16 protein-coding genes are annotated in these 21,670 nt (G+C 60.6%); 7 read left to right on the top strand and 9 right to left on the bottom strand.

Features of this window, described 5'->3' with window-relative positions; genetic code table 11:
- Window positions 1-12: 12 nt before the first annotated feature.
- Window positions 13-1,284, bottom strand: coding sequence for an L-rhamnose isomerase (locus ACQZAB_RS11165; RefSeq protein WP_428389596.1), 1,272 nt, complete (start codon window positions 1,282-1,284; stop codon window positions 13-15).
- A 161-nt stretch (window positions 1,285-1,445) separates the two neighbouring features.
- On the opposite strand from ACQZAB_RS11165, the gene ACQZAB_RS11170 reads away from it, so the two are divergent.
- From ACQZAB_RS11170 to ACQZAB_RS11180, 3 genes are all read left to right on the top strand, one after another.
- Window positions 1,446-3,686, top strand: a complete 2,241-nt coding sequence (locus tag ACQZAB_RS11170; RefSeq protein WP_428389597.1) for an alpha-L-rhamnosidase C-terminal domain-containing protein — start codon at window positions 1,446-1,448, stop codon at window positions 3,684-3,686.
- Window positions 3,687-3,765: 79 nt separating this feature from the next.
- Window positions 3,766-5,085, top strand: coding sequence for a nickel-dependent lactate racemase (gene larA / locus ACQZAB_RS11175; RefSeq protein ID WP_428389598.1), 1,320 nt, complete (start codon window positions 3,766-3,768; stop codon window positions 5,083-5,085).
- A 199-nt stretch (window positions 5,086-5,284) separates the two neighbouring features.
- The gene (locus tag ACQZAB_RS11180; RefSeq protein WP_428389599.1) at window positions 5,285-6,850 is read left to right on the top strand and encodes an MFS transporter; all 1,566 of its coding nucleotides are present in this window, start codon (window positions 5,285-5,287) and stop codon (window positions 6,848-6,850) included.
- A 56-nt stretch (window positions 6,851-6,906) separates the two neighbouring features.
- Here the strand turns inward: ACQZAB_RS11180 and ACQZAB_RS11185 are convergent, their stop codons facing one another.
- From ACQZAB_RS11185 to ACQZAB_RS11195, 3 genes are read right to left on the bottom strand one after another with little or no spacing between them, the layout of a single operon-like run.
- Window positions 6,907-7,764 carry a hypothetical protein gene (locus ACQZAB_RS11185; protein WP_428389600.1) on the bottom strand — a complete coding sequence of 286 codons (858 nt, stop codon included), beginning with the start codon at window positions 7,762-7,764 and terminating at the stop codon, window positions 6,907-6,909.
- Entirely contained in the window at window positions 7,761-8,360 is a 600-nt protein-coding gene (locus tag ACQZAB_RS11190; protein WP_428389601.1) for a hypothetical protein, read from the bottom strand. The genes ACQZAB_RS11185 and ACQZAB_RS11190 overlap by 4 nt, the downstream gene beginning before the upstream one ends.
- Window positions 8,361-8,393: 33 nt before the next feature.
- Window positions 8,394-9,299 carry a bifunctional 5,10-methylenetetrahydrofolate dehydrogenase/5,10-methenyltetrahydrofolate cyclohydrolase gene (locus tag ACQZAB_RS11195; protein ID WP_428389602.1) on the bottom strand — a complete coding sequence of 302 codons (906 nt, stop codon included), beginning with the start codon at window positions 9,297-9,299 and terminating at the stop codon, window positions 8,394-8,396.
- A gap of 40 nt (window positions 9,300-9,339) precedes the next feature.
- Here ACQZAB_RS11195 and ACQZAB_RS11200 point away from each other — a divergent pair, with 40 nt between their 5' ends.
- Both ACQZAB_RS11200 and ACQZAB_RS11205 read left to right on the top strand, forming a co-directional pair.
- Window positions 9,340-10,626 (top strand): competence/damage-inducible protein A, encoded by a 1,287-nt coding sequence (locus tag ACQZAB_RS11200; RefSeq protein ID WP_428389603.1) that lies wholly within the window; start codon window positions 9,340-9,342, stop codon window positions 10,624-10,626.
- Between the two features lie 17 nt (window positions 10,627-10,643).
- Entirely contained in the window at window positions 10,644-11,438 is a 795-nt protein-coding gene (locus tag ACQZAB_RS11205; protein ID WP_428389604.1) for a tyrosine-protein phosphatase, read from the top strand.
- Here the strand turns inward: ACQZAB_RS11205 and ACQZAB_RS11210 are convergent.
- Both ACQZAB_RS11210 and ACQZAB_RS11215 read right to left on the bottom strand, forming a co-directional pair.
- Window positions 11,424-12,344 (bottom strand): FkbM family methyltransferase, encoded by a 921-nt coding sequence (locus ACQZAB_RS11210; RefSeq protein WP_428389605.1) that lies wholly within the window; start codon window positions 12,342-12,344, stop codon window positions 11,424-11,426. The two genes, ACQZAB_RS11205 and ACQZAB_RS11210, sit on opposite strands and share 15 nt — an antisense overlap.
- A 78-nt stretch (window positions 12,345-12,422) precedes the next feature.
- Complete coding sequence (locus ACQZAB_RS11215; RefSeq protein WP_428389606.1) at window positions 12,423-14,147, bottom strand: SpoIID/LytB domain-containing protein; 1,725 nt, start codon at window positions 14,145-14,147, stop codon at window positions 12,423-12,425.
- 302 nt (window positions 14,148-14,449) lie between these two features.
- On the opposite strand from ACQZAB_RS11215, the gene ACQZAB_RS11220 reads away from it, so the two are divergent.
- A complete protein-coding gene (locus ACQZAB_RS11220; RefSeq protein ID WP_428389607.1) occupies window positions 14,450-15,112 on the top strand; it encodes a PEP-CTERM sorting domain-containing protein in 663 nt (220 codons plus the stop codon).
- 71 nt (window positions 15,113-15,183) lie between these two features.
- On the opposite strand, the gene ACQZAB_RS11225 is transcribed toward ACQZAB_RS11220, so the two are convergent.
- The 3 genes from ACQZAB_RS11225 to serS all read right to left on the bottom strand — a co-directional run bounded on the left by ACQZAB_RS11225 (window position 15,184) and on the right by serS (window position 19,233).
- Window positions 15,184-16,224: a tRNA dihydrouridine synthase gene (locus tag ACQZAB_RS11225; protein ID WP_428389608.1), complete on the bottom strand. Its 1,041-nt coding sequence runs from the start codon at window positions 16,222-16,224 to the stop codon at window positions 15,184-15,186.
- Between the two features lie 23 nt (window positions 16,225-16,247).
- Window positions 16,248-17,690, bottom strand: a complete 1,443-nt coding sequence (locus tag ACQZAB_RS11230) for a bifunctional folylpolyglutamate synthase/dihydrofolate synthase (protein ID WP_428389609.1) — start codon at window positions 17,688-17,690, stop codon at window positions 16,248-16,250.
- A 121-nt stretch (window positions 17,691-17,811) separates the two neighbouring features.
- On the bottom strand, window positions 17,812-19,233 hold the full coding sequence (gene serS / locus ACQZAB_RS11235) for a serine--tRNA ligase (RefSeq protein ID WP_428389610.1): 1,422 nt from the start codon (window positions 19,231-19,233) through the stop codon (window positions 17,812-17,814).
- A 349-nt stretch (window positions 19,234-19,582) separates the two neighbouring features.
- Between serS and ACQZAB_RS11240 the strand changes: the two genes are divergently transcribed.
- Window positions 19,583-21,595, top strand: coding sequence for a hypothetical protein (locus ACQZAB_RS11240; protein ID WP_428389611.1), 2,013 nt, complete (start codon window positions 19,583-19,585; stop codon window positions 21,593-21,595).
- The last annotated feature ends 75 nt before the right edge of the window (window positions 21,596-21,670 follow it).

Below are 21,670 nucleotides of genomic sequence, written 5' to 3' on the forward strand. Positions count from 1 at the left end.
TTCGGCTCCGGCTTAGCGTTTGCTCAGGACGTTCTGCTCGTAGGTGTCGACATCTTGGAGCCAGTCGACGCCGGTTGGGACGCCGGCTCGCTGGCAGAGTTCGTCCCAGACGGCGCCGAGCGGGAGGGTGCGGAGGCGTTCCATGAGGGCGAGCTTGTGGCCGGAGCGGTTCTGGGCTTCGTGGTCCTTGAGGGTTTGTGTGGGATCGAGGAGTGCGTTGAGGATGCCGAGTCGTGTCGCGCGTGCGCCGGTGACGTAGGCGGCGGTGCGGTTGATGCTGCCGTCGAAGAAGTCCATGGCGACGGTGACGCGGTCGAGCGCGTTGCCTCGGATGATCTCGTGGAAGAGGGCGCGGAGGTCATCGTTGAAGATGACGACGTGGTCGCTGTCCCAGCGGAGTGGGCGGCTGACGTGCAGCAGGAGATTTTTGTGGAAGCCGAGGAGTGCGGAGATTTTGTCGTGGATGGTTTCGGTCGGGTGGAAGTGACCCATGTCGAGGCAGAGTGTGATCCCTCGGGTGAGGGCGTAGTGGCTGTAGAACTCGAAGGATCCGACGACGTAGTCCTCGCTGCCGAGGCCGAAGAGCTTGCTTTCGACGGCGTCGATACATTTGGTCTGATCAACGGCTGTTGAACAGTCAAAGATGGCGTCGAGTGAGTCGATCAGCCGTTGTCGTGGGCTCCAGCGGTCGGCGGGGGAGTCTTTCAGCCCGTCGGGGATCCAGACGTTGTTGGTACAGGGGCTGTCGAGTGCTTCGGCCATGGCCTGGGCGATCTTGCGGCTGGCGATGCCATGGCGGACCCAGAATTGGCGGATGGTGTTGTCGGCGTGGGCGAGGGTCATGCCGGAATCGGCTTTGGGGTGGGCGAAGAACGTGGGGTTGAAGTCGAGCCTGATGCCCAGGTCTTTGGCCCAGCCGATCCAGTTCGTGAAGTGGTCGGGTGTGAGCTCGTCACGGTCGACCTTCTGGCCGCCGGTTTCGGCGTAGAGGGCGTGGAGGTTGAGGCGGTGGGTGCCGGGCAGGAGTTTGAGAGCGAAGGCGAGGTCGGCCCGGAGTTCCTCACCGTCTCGGGGCAGGCCGGGGTAGGAGCCGGTGGAGAGGATCCCGCCGCCGGCGGAGGCTTCGTGATGTTCGAGTCCGCGGACATCGTCGGCTTGCCAGCAGTGGACCGAGATCGGTGTCTGCAGGGCGGTCTGGATAGCGGTTTCGGTATCGATGCCGAGGTCGGCGTAGCTCTGTTTTGCGAGGTCGTAGGCGGTGGTCATGGCAGGAAGTGCTTCCATTGATGGCTGGCTGTGTTCACTTAACCAAATCCGAGCTTATCGTGCACGGGTTCTGATGGCATCCAGGGGACGGTCTCTTTTACCCATTGTGATGTTGACATGCTGATTGGCATGACGGAATCTTTATCGAAGCCATACACGTCTTTTTAGTGAGTTATATCTTGAAGGATCTGCACGGGCTGGCTTATCAGGATTGGCGGGCTCATTGGGTTGGCTTGCCGGGTGATCCGACGCCCAGCCTGAGCAACAGCTGGTTTGCCTATCGAGCGTCTTTGAGCCGGGAAGGGGATGACGGCCGGGTTATCGCGCGGGTCGCGGTGGATTCAAAGTACTGGTTGTGGATCAACGGCCAACTGGTGGTGTTTGAGGGTGGGCTGAAGCGCGGCCCGACGCCTGCAGATACCTGGTACGACGAGTTGGACCTGACGTCCCATCTTGTGAGTGGTGAGAATTGCCTGGCGGTGCTGGTCTGGCATTTCGGCAGGGAGGGCTTCTGTCATAAGAACAGCGGTAAGGCGGGTCTGCTTTTTGATGTGGCAGCAGAGATGTGCGCGGTGAGTCTCTCGGCGTGGCGGGTGCTCAGGCACCCATCTTTCGAGAACACGATTGAGCCTTATCCGAATTACCGGCTGCCTGAATCGAACATCCGGTTTGATGCAAGGCGGGATCCTGTTGGCTGGATGGGACAGGGCTTTGATGACAGTGATTGGTTGGAGGCGGAGGATCTGGGGGAAGCCGAGGCAGGTTGCTGGGGTCGGCTTTATCCGCGACGGATACCGCAGTGGTATGACTCGGGGATTCGAGACTACATACGCGTGGAAGAGCGGGTGTTGTCTGGCGGGGAGGTGCTCTATGTGGGGTATCTGCCCTACAACGCTCAGGTCACGCCTTATTTCGAGCTTGAGGCCCAGGCCGGTCACTACATCGATATACGGATGGATAATTACCGGGGTGGCAGTGAGCCGAATCTTCGGTCGGAGTACATCACGCGCGACGGGCAGCAGCGATACGAGTCGTTTGGCTGGTTGAATGGTCACGAGGTTCACGTCCGGGTGCCGGACAGCGTGCAGGTCTTGCGGATGGGTTATCGCGAGACGGGGTATGGCTGCCGGCTTGACGGCTCGTTCAGGTGTGATGATGAGGCGTTAAATCGATTGTGGGGGAAGTCGGCGAGGACGCTTTATCTGAATCTCCGCGACACCTTTTTTGACACGCCGGACCGGGAACGAGCCCAGTGGTGGGGCGATGTGGTCTTGGAGATGACACAGGGGTTTTACGCCTGCGATCGTCGGTTCGACTTGCTGGTTCAGAAGTCGGTGCGCGAGTTGGCGGCATGGCAGCGCGAGGATGGCGTCTTGTTTTCTCCCATCCCTGCGGGGAATTGGCGTGATGAGCTGCCGATGCAGATGCTGGCGAGCGTGGGCTGGTACGGCTTCTGGACCTACTACTCGTACACGGGTGATGCGGAGACGATTGAGCGTGTGTACCCGGCGGTAGAGCGTTATCTCTCGCTGTGGCGGCTTGGTGAAGATGGCCTGGTGGAGCAACGCCCGGGCGACTGGACCTGGGGCGACTGGGGGGACCGAAAAGATTTACCGCTTCTCTACAACGGCTGGTACGCGCTGGCGCTGCGTGGGCAGCTCGCGATGATGGACCTGCTGGGGATCGATCGGGGACGGGCCGAGGTTGAGTGCAGGCAGGCTTCGCTGAGGGAGCATTTCGCGAAGGCGTTTTTCGATGGCACGGGGTTTCGGTCATCTTCCTACCTGGCGGGAACCTACGACGACCGCGGACAGGCTCTGGCCTATCTGGCTGGCCTAACGGGTGAAGAACACGAGGACGCGCTGCGGAAGGTGCTCAACGAACAGACCTGGGCTAGCCCTTACATGGAGAAGTACGTGCTGGAAGCGCAGCTGCGGATGGGGCATGCGGGTGATGCCCTGGCTCGGATGCGACTGCGATACAGGCAGATGATCGAGAGCCCGATCACCACCCTCTGGGAGGGGTGGGAACTGAACACGGCAAAGTATGGCGGGGGAACGTACAACCATGCCTGGTCGGGTGGGCCATTGGAACTGTTATCCCGTTATGTGGCGGGGTTGGATCCGATCGAGCCCGGATGGAAGCGATATCGTGTGCGTCCGCAGATGGGGCCGCTTCGAGAGGTGGCGGCCAGGGTTCCGACGGATGCTGGGATGATCGAGGTGGAGATGCGTCGGCTGGAGCGCGGGCTTGAGATGCGCTTGGTGGTGCCAGACGGCTTGGAGGCGGAAGTGTCGTTGGGCGATCTCGTATCTGTTTTACGTTTCAAGCGTGAGAGTGAGGCGGCGTGGTCCGAGGCGGATATCGGGAGCGGGTTGCGTCTAGCGGCTGGGGTTTGGTGGCTAGAGGGCGAGGCGTAGGTCGGTTTTTTGTTTTGGGATACTGCTGGCGGGGTTATGGTTAGCAGATTGAGCGCTTTCAAGAGATGAGGTGATGAGCATGTCGGGATCTGGAAAAGAAGTGGCGTTGAGGTACGACCGTGGGCGGGTGTCTGTCCATGTTCCAGAGCATGCGGAGGTCTTGGAAGCGGCCGGAGCGTCGGCGGTAGCCGACGCTGAAGGGGCGGTGCTGACAGCTCTGCGGTCGCCGATCGGTTGTGATGCTCTGGTCTCGATAGCGCGACAAAAGAAGCCGGAGCGTGTGGTGGTGACGATCAGTGATATCACACGCCCTGTTCCTAATGAGCCGATTCTCAAGGGGATTCTCGCAGAATTGGCGGCGGCAGGGGTGACTGAAGATCGGGTGACGGTGTTGGTGGCGACGGGCATGCATCGGCCTTCGACGGAAGAGGAACGGGTCATCATGTTGGGTGCTGACCTCGCTTCTCGTTTGAGTGTGGTGGATCACGTGTCATCTGATCCTGAACAGCTTGTGAGGATTTCGGAAGACCCACCTGTTGGCATCAACAAGCTCTATCTGGAAGCCGACCTGAAGATCGTGACCGGCTTGATCGAACCTCATTTCATGGCGGGCTACTCGGGTGGGCGCAAGGGGATCTGTCCGGGGCTCGTGGATCTGGCAACTATCAGCCGTTTCCATGGCTTTCAGACGATGGCGGATCCACGGTCGGCGGAGGGGGTCATGGATGGGAATCCCTGTCATGACGAGGCGCTGCGCGTGGCACGGATCGTGGGGTGTGATTTTCTGGTGAATTGTGCGATCGATGAATCGCGGAAGCTGGCGGGGGTTTATGCGGGTGATCTCGAAGCGGCTCACGAGGTCGGCTGCGAGCAGGTGGCCGGGTGGAACAGCGTCGAGGTGACGCAGGCTTACGATTTGGTCATCAGTAATGGCGGGGGGTATCCGCTTGATGAGAGCTTCTATCAGACGATCAAGGGCATCGTGATGGCGCTGCCTGCTCTGCATGAAGGCAGTCGGCTGGTCGTGGCTTCGAAGTGCACGGAGGTGGGTTCAGCGCCGTTCGCAGAGTTGGTGCATCGGTACGACGGAGACTGGCGTGGGTTTCTCGCGGCGATCGAAGCGACGGATGAGATCATCAAGGACCAGTGGTCGTTTCACATGCAGACGCGGGTGCTGGCACTGATCGGTCAGGAGCGGCTGATGCTGGCTTCGGATGGTCTTCCGGTCTCGGAGCAGCAGCGATGGAGTGTGACGCCTGTGTCGGGCGAAGGATCAGTGGCAGATCGATTACAAGCTGAGATTGATCGTTTTGTGTCCGATCGACCGGATGGTCGGATCGGGGTGATCCCTGAGGGGCCGTACACGATGCTGCGTGCGGCGGAGCCCGCGCTGGCATGATCTGGGGTCACAAAACGTCACTCAGGCCCACAAAACGGGACAAACTCTCACAATTTGAATCAAAAGCCACCTGAGTGGCTTTATGGGCCGGCGGTGCCAGTGCTATCTTGTGGGCGAATTACGTGGATCTGTTTAACGATTTGTGATGCCCCTGATGGCTTTCGGTCTGGGGCTCTGGCCATAGACGGAGTAGCACCCCATGAGTTCGACGGAAACGGTGTCGCAGACACCCGATGATCAGCGGCTGTCACTGGGTACGAAGGTGGCGGCGGGTTCCGGGGAGGCCGTGATCAATCTGGGTATCAACATGCCCAAGTCGTTCGGCTTCGTGATCTACAACCTGGTGCTGGGTGTTGATGCGGTGCTGTTGGGGCTGGTGCTCGCGCTGCCGCGGCTCTGGGATGGCCTGATCGATCCGATCATGGGCTCGATCTCCGACAACACGCGGAGCAAGTGGGGTAGGCGTAAGCCGTACATGCTGATCGGCGGCATTTTGAGCGCTGTGGGGATGGCACTGATCTGTATCCCGCCGACGTTCCTGACATCGATCTTCAGCGATGAGGAGACATTCGGGATCTGGGGTTTGAGTTTCACAGCGCTAGATTGGATGGCGGCGCTTTACTTCGTACTGATCTCGCTAGCGTTCTATACCTTCCTGACGATCTTCTCGGTGCCTTACGGTGCGTTGACGATGGAACTGACGTCGGACTACCACGAGCGGACACGTCTGATGTCGTTCCGCACGACGTTTACCTACGTGTCGGGTATTTGTTTCGGGTGGATCCTGTACGCGACCACGGCGGATGTCTTTGTGCGGTGGGCCGAGCAGGCCGGTGCCGAGGACCCGGTCAAGACCGGTGAGATCTACGGCACCTGGGTGGTGGGTGGCGTGATGGCGGTGATTATTCTGGTTGCGGCGATGATCCCAACCTTCTTCGTCAAGGAACCGTTTGGTGGGCAGAAGCAGAAGCAGGAGAAGGTTCCGCTATTGAGCGGCTTGAAGGAGACGCTGACCCAGCCAGCGTTTGTTCTGATTATTTCCGCTTACACGCTGGCGTTTTTCGGGATCGTTATGGTGATTCACCTTGGAAACTACATCTCGATCTATTACGTCCATGGCGGCGACCGGCAGGATGGATTCCTGGCGCAGAGTTGGGCGCAGACGGCGGCCCCGTTTGTCGGTCTCGGCACGGTGTTCCTGCTGAACCGGCTGAGCGGGAAGATCGAGAAGAAGCTGGCGTGGGCCGGCTTGATGGGGGTGTCGCTGCTGGGCGCGATCCTGACCTGGTTCTTCTACGACCCGGATATCGCGAGTTTCCGGAGCGTGATCGATCTTGGCTTCTGGGATCTGTCGATCGATCTGTATCTGCACCCGTTGCTGCTGGCGTTCGTGCTGCTATTCCCCGGCATGGGGGCGACGCTGGTGCTGACCTATTCGATGATCGCAGATGTCTGCGATCTGGATGAACTTAAGACGGGCAAGCGCCGTGAGGGGATGTACTGGGCGGTTTTCAACTGGATCCAGAAATCGGCCATCGCGCTCTCGCTGCTGATGACGGGTTTCACGCTTGACTGGTCCAATTTCGATCCTGAATTAACGGTGCAGCCGGATGAGACGCTGCTGTCGATGCGTCTCTGGTTTACCTGCACGATGGTGGTCACGTTTGTTGTGGCGATCCTGCTGGTGTTGATGATTCCGATCAACAAGCAGCGGATGGAAGCCGTTCAGGTTGAGCTCAAGCAGCGACGTGGGGCCGATGCCTAAGGAACCGTGGGATTAGAACGCCATGGCACTTGGCACAACTATCGGCCAGTCGTCTGTTAGCGGATATCGACGATCTCGTCGGGCTTGTGGGCCCGGATGAGGCGATCGAGGTCGAAGGCGGCGGGGCGGAGTCGTGACTCGGCTTCGGAGCCGACGCGGAGGCGGTCGAGTTCGAGATCGATGCGTGCTTCCTTGCCGTTTTCCATGATTTCCAGGCGTCTGGCGATGGAGACGGGTTGTCCGCTCAGCCCCCCGACCAGAGAACTATCCCTGTGCAGGGCGATGACATCGGAGCGGCCGTTGGGGCCGATGCGATCGATACGCAGGGGCTCGGCGGTATAGGGGTCGAGGAGCAGCCGGATGGGGACGTCGTCGGGTTCGAGCAGCCAGTAGCCGCGTAGCGATTCGATGTGGCCGGTTGGTGGCAGAGGCATGACGCCAAGCAGCCACGGCATATCCCGGGGTTGGAGAGGGACAGGCAGGTCGGGCGGCAGCAGGCCGTAGGGCATGCCCGGCGATCGCTGGTGGAGGTAGAGGGTTCCGCCGTCGCGGAGGTCGAAGAGGAAGTCGGCGTCGGGGTTCATGCCGGCCCAGAGGCGGACGTGTCCGAGTTTACCGACGGTCAGAGCGAGGCGGTCGGGCCGGATCATGAGGAGGTTGCCGTCGCCTTGTTCGGCTTTGCGGTCGTCGTCTTCGACCCATTCGAGGCGGACAGAGGTGGCGGCCCAGAGGCGGTCGAGTTGATCGACGCGTCGGTTGTGCGCTTCGGCGGCGGCCTGGTAGGTCGGCAGAGCTGGGGGATTCTTGATGGTTGGCGGGAGAAACTGGGCCTGATCGACGACGGGCGGTCTGTTGCGACAGCCAGTCATCAGCAAGCACGTCAGCAGTAGCAGCGCGAGTGCCCGAGTCTTCACGGGTCGATCTCCACGATCTGGCCGAGTTGATCGATGAGTGAGGCAACGTCTTCCTCGGTGAGACCGGGATCGAGGACTTCGAGTTGCCGGTTCTCGTCCCACTTACCCAGAGGGCCTTTGGAGAGGTCCAGCTTGGGTGTCAACAGCCAGGTGGTGATGGCACCGTTCTCGGATTCATGACGATCGGCACCGTCGTAGCGGAGGAGTTTCTTCCGCATCAGCACCAGAGCGATGACGTGCCTGAGCGCGAGGCGTTTGCTGTCGTCAGATTCACCTAGACGATCGAGAAGGTCCATCAGGACGCCGTCATCGGCCCAGGGTGATTTTTTGGCTTGCGGCTCTGGTTGATGCGTTTTCCAAAATGAGAATAGATTGGGCGGTCGATAGCCGTTGTCCCAGGCGTCGCTGCTGACATCGACACGGGCGAAGCCGAGCTTCAAAGCGCCGGGAACCGAGGTCTCTGGCGAGGGTTCATCGGTGACTTCCTCGACGAGGGCCGCGTAGTAGCTCTGCCCGGGCTCGAAGGGCTCGCCGGTCGAGGCGCAGCGTCCGGTGGCTCGGGGCAGTTCATAGGGGGTGGCGTTGAGGCTGGACACGTGGCTCCCTCCATGGAGCGGTTGTTTGGTGGGTCAGGTGGTTACGGTCTGTGTCAGGTTGAGTTCGTCGGCGATGCCGAGTTGTCGGGCGGCACCGATGACGGTTTGTTCCATGAGCACAGCGAGGGTCATGGGGCCGACCCCGCCCGGGACGGGTGTGATCATGCCGGCATTAGCAAGGCAGGCATCGTAGTCAACGTCGCCGACGTTGCCCTTGGGGCCGGGGTTGAATCCGGCGTCCATGACCACGGCTCCGGGTTTGAGCCAGTCGCCTTGCACAAAATTAGGTTTGCCGACGGCGGCAACAACGATGTCTGCCTGACGGACATGATCTGCGAGGTTCTGGGTTTTTGAGTGGCAGATGGTGACCGTGGCATCGGCGTCGAGAAGGAGCATGGCCATGGGTTTGCCGAGGATCACGCTGCGGCCGATGACGACGGCGTGCTTGCCAGCAATGGGTACGTTGTAGTGGCGCATCAGGCGCATGATCCCGCCAGGTGTGGCAGAGTCGAAGCCTTCGAGCCCGTAGGTCATGGTTCCGAAGCTGTGGAAGGTGACGCCATCGACGTCCTTGGCGGGGCCGATTGACTCGAAGGCCTGACGCTCATCGATTTGTCGTGGCATGGGGTGCTGGAGCAGGATGCCGTGGACGCTTGGATCCCTGGCGAGTTCTCGGGTCTTGGCAACGAGTTCTTCGGTGGTGGTTGTCTCGGGGAAGACGATCTTGATGGATTCCATGCCGAGGTCACGGCAGAGTTTGCCCTTGCGATCGACGTATTTTTCGGAGGCGGGATCGCTGCCCGTGAGCACGGTTGCCAGGCAGGGTTTGATGCCAGCGCGCTCGATGATCTGCGGGACCAGCTGTCGGCAGCGGTCGAGGATGGCATCGGCCACTGGTTTGCCACGGAGGATCACCGGTCCGTCGGTTTTTTCGATCATGCGGGGATTATAGAGGCAATGGAACGCGTACGATGCTGGCATGCAGCAGGCAGCGATTCTGGCGATCGGTGACGAACTCGTGCTCGGACAGACCGTCGATACCAACACGGCGTGGGTTTGTCAGCGCTTGGCGGCGCGGGGCATCATGGCCAAGCTGCATCTCACGGTGCCGGATGATCATGAAGCGATCAAGGCGGCTTTTCTGCAGGCGGCCGAGGCAGCGCCCTGGGTGATCGTGACGGGTGGGCTGGGGCCGACAGATGATGATCTGACTCGGTTTGCTCTGGCCGATGCGATGGTCGTGTCGCTGGAGGAAGACGCAGCGGCGTTGGCTGAACTCAGGACCTGGTTCGAGGGACGGGGGCGGCCAATGCCGGAGAAGAATCGGGTTCAGGCCATGATTCCGGCAGGTGCAAGAGCGTTGGCCAATCCCGTGGGCACGGCACCGGGTATTCGGGCCGAACTCAATGGGAGTCGGGTCTTTGTGATGCCTGGCGTTCCGAGAGAACTCTTTGTGATCTTCGAGCAGTCGGTGGTCCCGGAGATCGACGAGGCTTCCTCGGGGCACTACCTCCTGACCCGGAAGATCAACACGTTCGGCCTCGGCGAGTCGGCGGTGGGTGAGCTGCTGCAGGACCTGATGCAGCGAGATGCGAATCCAACCATCGGAACCACGGTGGCGGGCGGAGTGGTTTCGGTAAGGATCCGAGCGACCTCGGAGAGCCGGCAGGGGGCGCTGCTGCTGCTCGACGCGGCGGAGACCAAAGTACGCGAGCGTCTCGGGGTGCTTGTCTACGGCAACGACGACGTGCTATTGCAGGAGGCGACGGTTGATCTGCTGAAGCGCCGATCTCTCACAGTCGCGACTGCGGAGAGCTGTACCGGTGGTTCGGTGGCGAACGCTCTGACCGATGTGCCGGGCTCGAGTGCCGTGTTCCTGGGGGGGTATGTAACCTACGCCAATGCGCAGAAGATTTCGCTCGGCGTGCCCGAAGCGTTGATCGATGCGCACGGTGCGGTCAGCGGAGAGGTAGCGGAAGCGATGGCTGGGGCTGCTCGTCAAGCGGTTGGTTCGTCGTTGGCGGTTTCGACCACTGGTATTGCCGGGCCGGATGGCGGGACGCCTGAGAAACCGGTCGGTACGGTCTGGTTCGGTCTGGCGACAGACGAAGGGGCTCAGGCCTGGCGGGCCAGACTGAGGGGCGACCGAGCGATGGTACGGGAGCGATCGAGCATGATCGCATTGCAGATCCTGAGGTACGCTGCTCTCGAAGAGGATCCATCGGATATGGATTGGCTCTCACCTACGGCGGCTTCGATACAGTAGAGCCTTTCATGGGGAGTTTGAAGATTTCTCAGACCCGCACCGACGCCAGTGATGAGATCGCCGTCCCTCAGGACGGGATGCTGGATATTCATGCGCATCTGCTGCCTGACATCGATGACGGTTCGCGGAGTTTCGATGAGACGGTTGCGCTGATTCAGAAGCTGCGGAAGGCGGGGTACACGGGGTCGGTCTGCACGCCTCACATCTGGCCGCAGTTGTTTCCGAACAACATCCCCGATCGCATCGCTGATCTGGTGGCGGGGCTGCGTGGCCATCTGGCGGATCATGGCATCGATTACACGCTCTGGGATGGTGGCGAGTTGCGTCTTTTTGAGGATGTGGTGCCCTGGATGAAGGACTACGGGGTGCCGACGCTCGGCCCCTCGCGTGCGGTGCTCTGCGATTTCTGGGAGCCGACCTGGCCGGCGTTTGTTGATTCATCGCTTCAATGGCTGCTCGAAGCGGGGTACACACCGATTCTGGCGCATCCGGAGCGGATTCCGATCGCCGGTGACATCGATGAGCACTTGGATCGGATACAGGGTTGGGGGGTTCGGTTGCAGGGCAATCTCAGGTGTCTGACCGGCCGGGAGTCGGCACAGTCGCGTCTACGGGCGCAGGCTTACCTAAAAGAAGGGCGATACAGCATTCTGGCCTTGGACGTGCATCGGATCGAGAATCTACAGGAGCGTCTGGAAGGCCTGCGGGATGCAGAGGCAATAGTGGACCGGCAGGACGTGGTGGCTTTGACGGTCGATGCGCCCAGACGCCTGCTGGCGTGTTCGGACCCTGACCCGTCAGCCGTTGAGTGAGAGTCGACTCATGTTGAGTGGTTGGATCTCAGGGGTCAGCAGGTCGCTGTCGCGGCTCGCCAGGATGTTGTTGTCGCCGAGCCGTGTCAGGTCGTTGGGATGAAGCCTCTGGTAGTGCTCGCCTTCCGCGTCCTGGTGTCGGACCCAGCCGTAGAGGTGGTAGCCGAGCGGGTCAAGGAGTTCGAAGCATCCGTTTGCGGGTTCGATGCCATGGGTGGCGATCACCAGGTGAGGGCTGTGCTTCTCGAGTGTTCGGGTTGCCCCCTTGAGGACGATGACTTCTGCACCCTCGGTGTCGATTTTCATCGCTGTGGGTGGGGGCTCACTGCCTTCCTCGACGAAGTGATCGAGGCGCATCATGCGGACCGATTCGGTCATGCCGGGCAGCCCCGCGATTCTCCTGCCGTCGGCAGGCTGCCCGCCAGAGATACGGTCTAGGACAGCGGAACCGTCGGTGATGTCATCGACCTGGAGGAGTTCTTCGCCGTCGGTGTCGCCAAGGGCGATTTCGTGGAGACCGATGACGCCGGGTTTCGGGCAGAGTTCGAGGTTGCGTCGAGCCAGGTCGAGGTTCTGGGTCATCGGCTCGAAGCCCACGAGGCGTCTGACAGGCAGGTGGCTGGCGATAAAGCGGGCGTAGTAACCGATGTTGAGGCCGACGTCATAAAACACGGCATCGGGTTGGATGATGCGATCGAACATCGCAAGATTGCGAGCGTGGCCGTCGAGGGCCCGTCTGCCCCAGAGCCAGTGATGTCTTTTGACGCGGAACTGAAACTTGCCGAGGTAGTCGACCTTGGCGGTGACTTTGATGTCGGGCATCGCGAAGCGCGCAGATCGAGCAATGGACTTGAGGGTCTTGGATGAGCGTACCCCGCGGATGAGGGGCAGGTACCAGCCAGCCATCTATCGATTCTCCAGTCGGCAGCCCGAATCACTGGGCAGGTGCTGTCCAGAGAATATCGGTCCATCACAGATAGAGCATCAATCGGTTCGGCGGCGCTTGAGGCTTGCCGCTGCAAGAACAGCCAGCAGGCCGGCCGAAGCGGGTTCGGGGACAGAGCCTGGCGTGCGCCCGAAGTTGCTGGCCAGCAGCGAAAGGTCGATCAGATCGACAAGGCTGTCGCCATTGAAGTTGCCGTCGCTCCAGTTGCCGGGCTGACCAAACCTTGTTGCCAGGACTGAGAGATCGACGAGGTTGACCGTGCCATCGAGATTGGTATCGCCAAAGAAGCTTCCGTAGAGGTCTTCGATCCACACGGTGATGTCGTCGAAGTCGGCATCGAAGTCGCCATCAACGTCGTAACTCGGATCGCCGAGGTTGGTGACCAGCAGGTTGATGTCGACGGCGGTGAGGGTGCCGGTGTTGTTGAAGTCTCCGGCGAGTGGCGGTTCGGCCTGGGGGTCGTAGAAGATGTCATCAAGGTAGACGACGGCGTCGGATTGGCCGGTGATCACGATTGAGTCGAGGGTGAAACGGGATTCGATCTCGCCAGAGCCGGTTCCGCCTCGCCCGCTGGACCGGCTCTCCCACTGGTCGGGATCGTCCAGGAACCATTCGTACTTGCGCCACTGGCCGTCGGGGATGATGTTCTTGATGAGACCACCCTCGGTGTTGCGGTCGTTCTCGTCGACGTGCAGGGTGACCTGAAGGTCGGGGGTGGTGCTCTTGAGCCAGAAGCCGATCGAGCCGTAGTTATCGAGGATGACGTTGCCGGCTTCACGACCGGCAAGATTGGTGGCCAGTGTCGCTCCGGCGGCGTGACGGAAGACGAAGCCGTCGTTCTCGCTGTCGGCGGCTTCATCAAGGTCGATGTTGATCCGCTGCGATGTGTTGCCTTCGATCGCGTCGCTGCTGAAGCTGAAAGTGGTGCCGGGCCCAAGGTCCGCGTTGGTGAGGTCGTACAGGAACGGGTCGTTACCGAAGTAGCCGACATCGCCCTCGAAATCGGTCAGGCTGCGGCGGTTGAAGATCGGTCCGTTGCTGCCTTGCTCGACCTGCTCGAGCTGGATGTCGGCACCGTAGTAGTACTTGAGGATATCGACGTAGCTGTACCCCTGATTGCCCATAAAGTTGGCGCCGTTCTGGCTCTTGGCGCCGCGGTTGACGTAGAACGGGTTGCTGGGTGTGCCCTGGAAGCCAAGGGGCGTCCCGATATTCTGATTGCCTAGGAGGCCGTTCTCCCAGGGGTAGGTCACCCATTGCTGGGTGCTGGTGGGGTCGCTGGCCGCTGCGGTCGGCTGAGCAATCGTGCCGGGGATGATGGTGCCCGGCGTGGGGATGGCCCCAGCGACATAGAAGGCGGCGATGAGTGTATCGCTGAAAGTCAGGATCTCGCCTTCGGTGGCGGCGGCCGCATCGTAGTGACGCTGGGTCGGCAGGCCACGGCCGGGGATGAAGTAGACCTGGTCGTTGGTGCCGTTGTCGATGAAGCCCTTGGACTGCATCTGGTAGTAGGCGTAGGTTCTAGCGGCGACGGCCTGGGCTTTGAGGGCTTCGGTTGATGCGGCCCCGTTTTCAAAATAGGTGACATAGGGGACATAGTTGGATTCGGTTTCGACATTGCCGAAGCCGGTGACATTGATGAACTCTCGGGCCTGGGGAGCGGCCTGAACCGCGGAGGTGCCTGCTGTAAGCATGGCGGCCAGCAGGGCGGTGGTCTGCGTTAGCTTTCGCTGAGATGAAGAGTTAGCGACGACCATGGCCATGCGTTGCTCCGTAAGCTTTGTCCGGGGGTTTGATCAATTGGCCGAGGCTGGCCATGGGTCCACCTGTGAGGAATATAACTATTAGGATGGCTGGGTATTCCCGTTCTACGCATCCTGATGTTTGGACTTGATTTAAGAGAACACCACGCGGTCATGGATGCCAGTGAATCTTTATAAGACTTTCGCTTGGCAGCACCGCTCTGTTGGTTTATTATTATCAGGTGATCGTGTGATCCCGATTCAGTGCCTGTTTGTCATCTCACCCGATGTTGTTTGCTACCTATTTTGAGGAGGATCGAGAAATGAAGAAGTTTGCTCTTGCTACCGTGGCTTCGCTGGCTTTTGCTGGCGCCGCACAGGCCGCTTTCATCGTTGAAGTCGATGTCGATGGTCTTGACGATGGCCCGTTCACCCCGAGTGCCAACTTTGCTTTTGGCGGCGACACCACGACCGCCAGCACCAGCATCGCTGGTACCGCAGTGGGTCTGACCGGTGGCGACTCGCTGTTCGGCGGAAACGGAACCGCTGTTGACACCTACACCTACAGCTACACCCCCGGTGTGGACGCCGACAACCTCGTGCTGGCTCCCGGCACGGCTCTGAACAACGCCGGCTCGTTCGCGACCGGTCTGGCCGGTGGTGCCAGTGACGTGTACACCATCTACGCCACCTGGCCGGCGACCACGAACGTCTCCGGCGGTGATGTGACCTTCACCCTCGAAGGCAGCGACTCGAGCTCACAGGTTCTGGCCGTGCTCGACCAGAACGGTAACGACGGCACCTGGGTCAAGCTCGGCTCGGCCCCGCTGACCGCTGGCGTGACCTATACCGTCGTGCAGGAGTCTGGTGCTGCGACCTTCGTGTCGATGCGTGCCGCGGCCGTGATGTTTGAGGTTCCCGAGCCTGCTTCGGCGGCTCTGCTCGGCCTGGGTGGCCTTGCTGCCCTGCGTCGTCGCGTTGCCTAAGACGCCACGCTGCATGTAAATCAGAAAACAGCCGTCCCTTGATTGGGGCGGCTGTTTTTTTGCCTGCAGTTTCAGGCGGCAACGGGCTCCTCACTCATCTTCTCAACGCCCGCCTGCCAGAAATCCCTGAAAGCTTCCGCGCTGGTGAGTGACTGGATGTCGTGACGCAGGCCGGGCCATGGCTGGAGGTGGGCCGAGTACCAGGACATGCGCCTCTTGATGGTGTTGAGGGCCACGCGTTCGTCACGCATCCGGACGAGGTTCTCAAAGTGCATCCTTACCAAGGCAGCGCGTTCCTGCCGGGGCAGGGGAGGGGCTTGCTCGCCGGTGGCCAGGTAGTAACTTGTATCGCGGAAAATCCAGGGTTGGCCCAAGGCACCCCGGCCGATCATGACGCCATCGCAGCCTGTTTCGCAAAGCATCCTTCTGGCGTCTTCGGGTTGTTTGACATCGCCGTTGCCGATCACAGCGACCTGGGGATGGTTGCGTTTGACGGCTTCGACGACGCTCGTGATGCCTTCTAACCGGACACTGCCCCTGAACTTCTGCTCAGTGGTGCGGCCATGGACCGTGATGGCCGAGACGCCGGCGTCGGCGAGAGCGGGAGGCAGGGTTTCGACGATAAGCTGGCTGTCGTCCCAGCCGAGTCTGATCTTCGCCGTGACCGGGATACCTCTGGGTTCCAACTCGCGAACCAGGCTCCGGATGATGTCGATGGCCAGGCAGGGCTCAGTCAGGAGTTTGGACCCGCCATTCTTTTTGGTGACCTTGTCGACGGGACAACCCATGTTTAGGTCCACAGTGGTCGCCCCGTGCTCGACGGCCCAGACGGCGGCGGCCCGGAGTGATTCAGGGTGGCGGCCGTAGAGTTGCATACAGACTGGCGAGTCTTCTTCGCATGTGGCGGCCAGCCAGAGACTCTTATCGGATTGACGGAGCAGGGCTTCGGGGCAGAGGAGATCGGTGCAGGCCAGGCCGAGCGTCGGGTGGCCGTCGTAACCCGGAACCGAGCGAACGACGAGTCTGAAGGCGAGATCGCAGTAGCCCGCGATGGGAGCTAGAAGCAGGGGAGATGCGGGGGTGAAGGGCCCGATGCGCAGGCCGTGGTCCACGGGATACTCCGTCCGTCTCGGCGTTACTGCTTGTTGCGCTTGGCGGTTGCCTCGGCGAACATTTTCCGCGCTTCACCGGCCAGGTAGAAGCTGCCCGTGATCACGATGAGGTCGTCGCGGCTGACGGCTCGTCCGGCGAGCTTGACGGCCTCGTCGAGCTTGTCGGTGGTCTGGGCCATCTTGCCCGAGATGGCGGAGAATTGGTTCAGCAGATCCCCCGGCTCGACGGCTCGCGGGTTGTTCTTGGCTCGGGTAAAGATCAGCTTGTCGGCACCGAGGGCGAGTTCTTTGAGCATCCCGCTGATGTCCTTGTCCTGGCCGGTGCCGAAGATCACCACAAGCGAGTCGTAGTTGATGTGCGCTCCGAGCGACTTGATGAGCGCCTGGATGGAAGCCGAATTGTGGGCTCCATCAATCAGGACCCGAGGTTGAGACCAGACCTGTTCCATCCGGCCGGCGATTTTGGTATCGGCCAGTCCACGAATAATGTCGGCTTCGGCAAGGTTGAAACCGTCGCCCTTGAGGCTGTCGAGCAACGCGAGGGCCAGTCCGCAGTTGTGGGCCTGGTGCTCACCCTTGAGGGGTACTGCCAGGTGGTCGAATTGCGAACGCTCGGATGAGAGACAGACTCTGGTGTGGGGGCCGAGTTCTCGGCTTGCTTCGAATCGGTAGGAAAAATCAACATCCTTGCCGTTGAAGCTCAGCGGAGCGCCGACCTCATCAGCCACCTCTTTAAGGACAGCGGCGACTTCGGGGGCTTGTTCGACACTGAAGGCCGGGACGCCGGGCTTGAAGATGCCAGCCTTCTCTCGAGCAATCGATTCGAGGTCGTTGCCGAGCCACTGGGTGTGGTCCAGAGAGATCTGCGTGATCCCGGTCACCAAGGGGGTGACGGCGGTCACGCAGTCCAGCCTGCCGCCGAGGCCCGTTTCGAGGATGGCGACATCCACGGCCTGCTCGGCGAAGTAGACAAGGGCGGTCGCGGTCATGATCTCGAAGAAGGTGGGGGGAATATCGCCGAACTTCTTCTCGACCGAGGCGATCTGCTTGAAGATCTCGGCCGTGTCGTTGTAGCTGATCAGGCTGCTGTTGATGGTGATGCGTTCGCGGAGGTCCACCAGGTGGGGGCTGGTGTATAGCCCGGTCGTCAGCCCGCAGGCTTCCAGCATGCTGGCGAGCATCGTACAGGTGGAGCCTTTTCCTTTGGTCCCTGCCACCTGAACGGCTTTCAGTTGCTCGTGAGGGTTGCCAAGGAGGTCCAGCAGCTTCCGCATGCGATCGAGGCTGAAGGTCTCATCGTCATACTTGACCAGCCGCATCCGTTCGTGGTCCGTGTGCTCGTAGAGCCACTTGAGAGCGGTGGTGTAGTTCGTGATCGATGCTGCGGTGCTAGCCGGGCGGGACGATGTGCTCTTCCGCGATTTGGAACCGCGGGAGCGGGCGGGCTTGGGCTGTGTGGTTGGCATTGCGAGATTGTAACAAAACCGCGAAAACACTTCAATCCAACAGATGTAAACTCTTGTCCTGCAGGGCTTAACGAGAAAACAGCCGGTCTCCCGTTTTGCTCACATTTCGCGATGTTTGGAATCAGGCCATGGCCAGTCCATGCGTGGCCTCGATCCGTTCCAGCCCACCCAGATAAGGCCTGAGAACGGCTGGCACCGAGACCGTTCCATCTTCGTTCTGATAGTGCTCAAGAATCGGAATCAGGATCCGAGGGCTGGCACAGACGGTGTTGTTCAGCGAGTAGCAGAACTTGGTGGCTTTCCCCTTCGGGTCTTCAGGGTCTCGGTACCGAAGATTGAGTCGTCGACACTGGTAATCGCCCAACTGCGACGCCGAGTGCGTCTCGCCGTAGGAACCCTTGGGACGCCCCTGATCGTCTTCGGGGCCCCGGCTGGGCATCCAGGTCTCGACGTCGATTTGGTCGATCTTGCTGGCTCCCATGTCACCGGTACAGACCTGCAGCAGTCTGTAGGGCAGCGCGAGCCGCTGCATGAAGGCCTCGACGTAGCCGATCATCTTCTGGTGCCAGTCTTTGCTGGCCTCGAGGTCGGCTTCGCAGAGGACCACCTGTTCGACCTTGTCGAACTGATGTATCCGATAGAGCCCCGCGGTATCTTTACCCGCTGAACCAGCCTCTCTGCGGAAGCAGGTTGAGAGGGTGGTGTAGCAGCGGGGGAGTGATTCCGTACTCAGAATCTCTTCCTGATGCAGGCCCATGAGACCAACCTCACCTGTGCCTGTCAGGTAGAGATCGTGACCACCCCCTCGTTGCGTTTCGCCAATCTCATAGGCCTGATCCTTCTCGCCGGGGAAGAAACCGGTCCCGGTCATGACGTGGTCTCTCACCAGCACCGGCACGGAGACGGCCTTGAAGCCGTTCTCCTGCGTCATGAAGGCGAAGGCTGCCTGCAGGACGGCGTTGTGCAGCATCATCCCGGCACCCGTCAGCACGTAAGAGCGGCTGCCCGCCATGGCGACGCCACGCTCAAAGTCGAAGAGACTCAGGTGCTTGCCCAGTTCGATGTGGGACCGAGGTTGAAACCCGCGATTCTCTTCAAACGATCTGCTGGGATCGAAGCCGGGCGGGTTCCATCGACTGATCTCGACATTTCCCGCCTCATCAGGGGCCACGGGCACGTGGCTGGCCGCCGGCTGCGGGACTTTCAACAGCAGCCGGTCGCGTTCTGCCCGTAGCTCTGCGACCTGAATCTCGAGCTTGGTCTCTTCTGCCTTAATCTGGTTCGGACGGTCCTGAAGCTCCTTCATCCGCTGCTGCAGGCTGCCCTGTTCGGTGTCGCGGGCTTTTCTGAGTCGCCCGGCGAGCTGACCGATCTCCTTGCCGATCCTGTTCTTCTCCGCCACCAGGTCCTGGTGCGTCTTCATGGTGCTTCTGAGCTTCTCGTCAGAGGCCAGCAGCGCGTCGATATCCACAGCAATGGCTTTATCAGCGGCGGCCTGACGATAGATGTCTGGGTTTTGTCGGAGGTCTTTGATGTCGATCATCGGGGCACTCGCTAGCAGGAACTCTGTGCGGCTGCGGATCGTAACGTAACTCGACGCACGGCCCATGTCAGTCTCTCAATAACGTCGTGGCTCTGGCGTCTGCAGGTGAACCAGAGGGCCTCAGGCTCGATTAGCGGATATCTTGAAGCAGATAGATCCAGAGGTCGTGGATATGCAAGACCACATCAAAAGAGCATCATATGGTCAGCTAGAAGGGCGATCCCCCCTGGCCGCTACTCGGCTTGTCTCCCTGATTCTCGTGATCGTTTTGGGATTACTGCCTTGTCCTGCTTTGGCCCAACAGACCGAAGGAAATTTGGAACCTGCCGCTGCGGGGAGTGAGCCGGCCGTGCATCACCCCGATCTGGATGCGCTCGAACAGCTCCGACGGCAGGTCATGAAGCCCGAACGAGATGACCAGACGTCGAGAGCCCTGGCTGTGCTCGTGGGGCTTGGCGAGCCACCGCCAGCGTCCTGGCTTGAGCCACTGATAGAGCTTTCGACCGAGCCTCGACTCGATATTGCTGAGCCAGCCGCTGTGCTGTTGACGCGCCTGTCTGTGGACCGCGTGGTGGCCGGTTATGCCAAACTTGCTATTGACCCGGCACGATCGTTGGACAGACGAATCCTCGCCATCAACTACCTCGGCAGTATCTGGCATGAGGAGTCCTTGCAGGCTTTGCTGGCCGTGGCTGAACAGGAGCCGGTGACACGCCTGAACCAGCTGGCTCTCCGTGCCCTGCGGTCTGTTCTTTCTCCTCATCTCGGAGAGTCGCCAAGTCTCGAAGCGATGAGGGCGTGGATTAACGAGCCCGGACGGTGGGAGTCGGAGCGTCGTTTGTCATTGCTCACGGCCCAGTCCTTCCGGCAATCATTGCTCCAGCGAGCAGCGTCCATCGGACAGGGAATCAAGCTCCGACAAGCTGCCAGGCGCGTCTACAGGCTGACACCTGCTGACGAACAGGCCTCTGTGCTGTTGGAGTATCTCACGGACAACACCATCACCCTTAAGCAGCTAGGCATTGATCTGGTGCTACAACGCCTGGAGCAACGTCAGGCCATCGGCGAACCCATGCGTTCTGCGTTGCGCGTCATGATTGACGACCCGGAACCCGATCTTCGCGAGCGGGCGGTTTCTGTCCTGTTAAGCCTTGATGACGATCCGGCCAGTGAACGGGTCGCGATTCGGCTTGCTCAGGGTCTGGAAACAGACCACGCGGTTGAATCCGCGATGCTGCGGATGCTCGTTCGTAAACCGAGCATCGAGGCGCTACCGGTTTTGCTGAGGATGCTCTCCAGCGATGAGCGGCGGCCGCTGGCCACGGAGGCCGTACTGGCTACTTACGAGTCCGATTTCTTGGTCGGTGATCAACTCGAACGCGTGAGAGAGGAGATGCTGTCTGCAGAGAGCCTTGGTCGTGAACCGACACACGCCTCGGTCCGATTGCTGTCAGCGGTGGCCGGCGATGAGCATCGGGCATCTTTTCTCGCGTGGCTCGACCATCCCAGTCCTGTCATTCGCCAAGCGGCCACAGAAGCCTGGCTGGATCACCCAGACTGGCCGATGGAACCAATGCTCGCGCGGCTCGATGCACCCGTTGTCGGGCCTTTGATTCTCAGACGCCTGGAAATGCATCCGAGACCCGATCTGGTCATGGTGCAGCTTGTTGGCCAGCGTGAAGATCTGGCTGCTGACAGCCCTGCCTACTTGCTACTGCTGCAGTTGGCCCCAAGACTCGATGAGCTCCGTTTGCTCGAGATGGAGACATCACTGCACCATGTGTCCTTGCCGCTTCGCCTTGGATTGGTGGACGCATGGCTGAGGTCCCGAGCTGAGGAACCGATGAAGCGTTCGCTGGCAGTGCGTGTTCGTTCCGCCCAGATGCACCTCATGGATAATGGGGAAGGGGCGGTGAGAGCTCTGGGGCAACTGGCTGCCCTGATCGATGCCGATCTGGATGATTTGGACAGGACGCTTGTTGATCGGGCTGCGGAGCTGGGCCTCCTGGCGGCCTCTCGCTCGGGTCAACTGGATAAAGCGACCCAGTTTGCCTCGCTTGCCCTCGGTGACACGGCGTCGGAGTCAAGCAGACTGGCTTTGTTGCGATTACTCCAGCAACTGGTGCACGAGAACCTCGCCGCAAACGAGCATGAGATGGCTCAGCGGCTCTTCCTGAATCTCCGCCCGCTGCTGGGAGAACCACAGAATGACCAGGAGCGATCGACGATCGAAGCCCTGCGAGCAACCGTGCTGCCTGAAGCGCAGGCCCTGAATAGCGCCAGCGACCCTGAAGCATCTGCACCCGAGTCAAACACGCCTACTGGTTCGGATGAGTCGAACTCAGACACGGTGCCTGACTAAGCCTGCTGGAAATCACGGGTAGCTCCGCCATAATGTGATATTGCACCTACCACCCGCTTACTCGCAGCAGGAACC

Origin of the sequence: Mucisphaera sp. (assembly GCF_965279675.1) — a bacterium.
In the GTDB taxonomy this organism is placed as follows: Bacteria; Planctomycetota; Phycisphaerae; order Phycisphaerales; family Phycisphaeraceae; genus Mucisphaera.

Coding starts and splice junctions, on each gene's coding strand:
- ACQZAB_RS11215 (WP_428389606.1), bottom strand. CDS start 14,147: ATGGCCATGGTCGTCGCTAACTCTTCATCTCAGCGAAAGCTAACGCAG.
- ACQZAB_RS11210 (WP_428389605.1), bottom strand. CDS start 12,344: ATGGCTGGCTGGTACCTGCCCCTCATCCGCGGGGTACGCTCATCCAAG.
- serS (WP_428389610.1), bottom strand. CDS start 19,233: ATGATCGACATCAAAGACCTCCGACAAAACCCAGACATCTATCGTCAG.
- ACQZAB_RS11165 (WP_428389596.1), bottom strand. CDS start 1,284: ATGGAAGCACTTCCTGCCATGACCACCGCCTACGACCTCGCAAAACAG.
- ACQZAB_RS11220 (WP_428389607.1), top strand. CDS start 14,450: ATGAAGAAGTTTGCTCTTGCTACCGTGGCTTCGCTGGCTTTTGCTGGC.
- ACQZAB_RS11230 (WP_428389609.1), bottom strand. CDS start 17,690: ATGCCAACCACACAGCCCAAGCCCGCCCGCTCCCGCGGTTCCAAATCG.
- ACQZAB_RS11180 (WP_428389599.1), top strand. CDS start 5,285: ATGAGTTCGACGGAAACGGTGTCGCAGACACCCGATGATCAGCGGCTG.
- ACQZAB_RS11200 (WP_428389603.1), top strand. CDS start 9,340: ATGCAGCAGGCAGCGATTCTGGCGATCGGTGACGAACTCGTGCTCGGA.
- ACQZAB_RS11195 (WP_428389602.1), bottom strand. CDS start 9,299: ATGATCGAAAAAACCGACGGACCGGTGATCCTCCGTGGCAAACCAGTG.
- larA (WP_428389598.1), top strand. CDS start 3,766: ATGTCGGGATCTGGAAAAGAAGTGGCGTTGAGGTACGACCGTGGGCGG.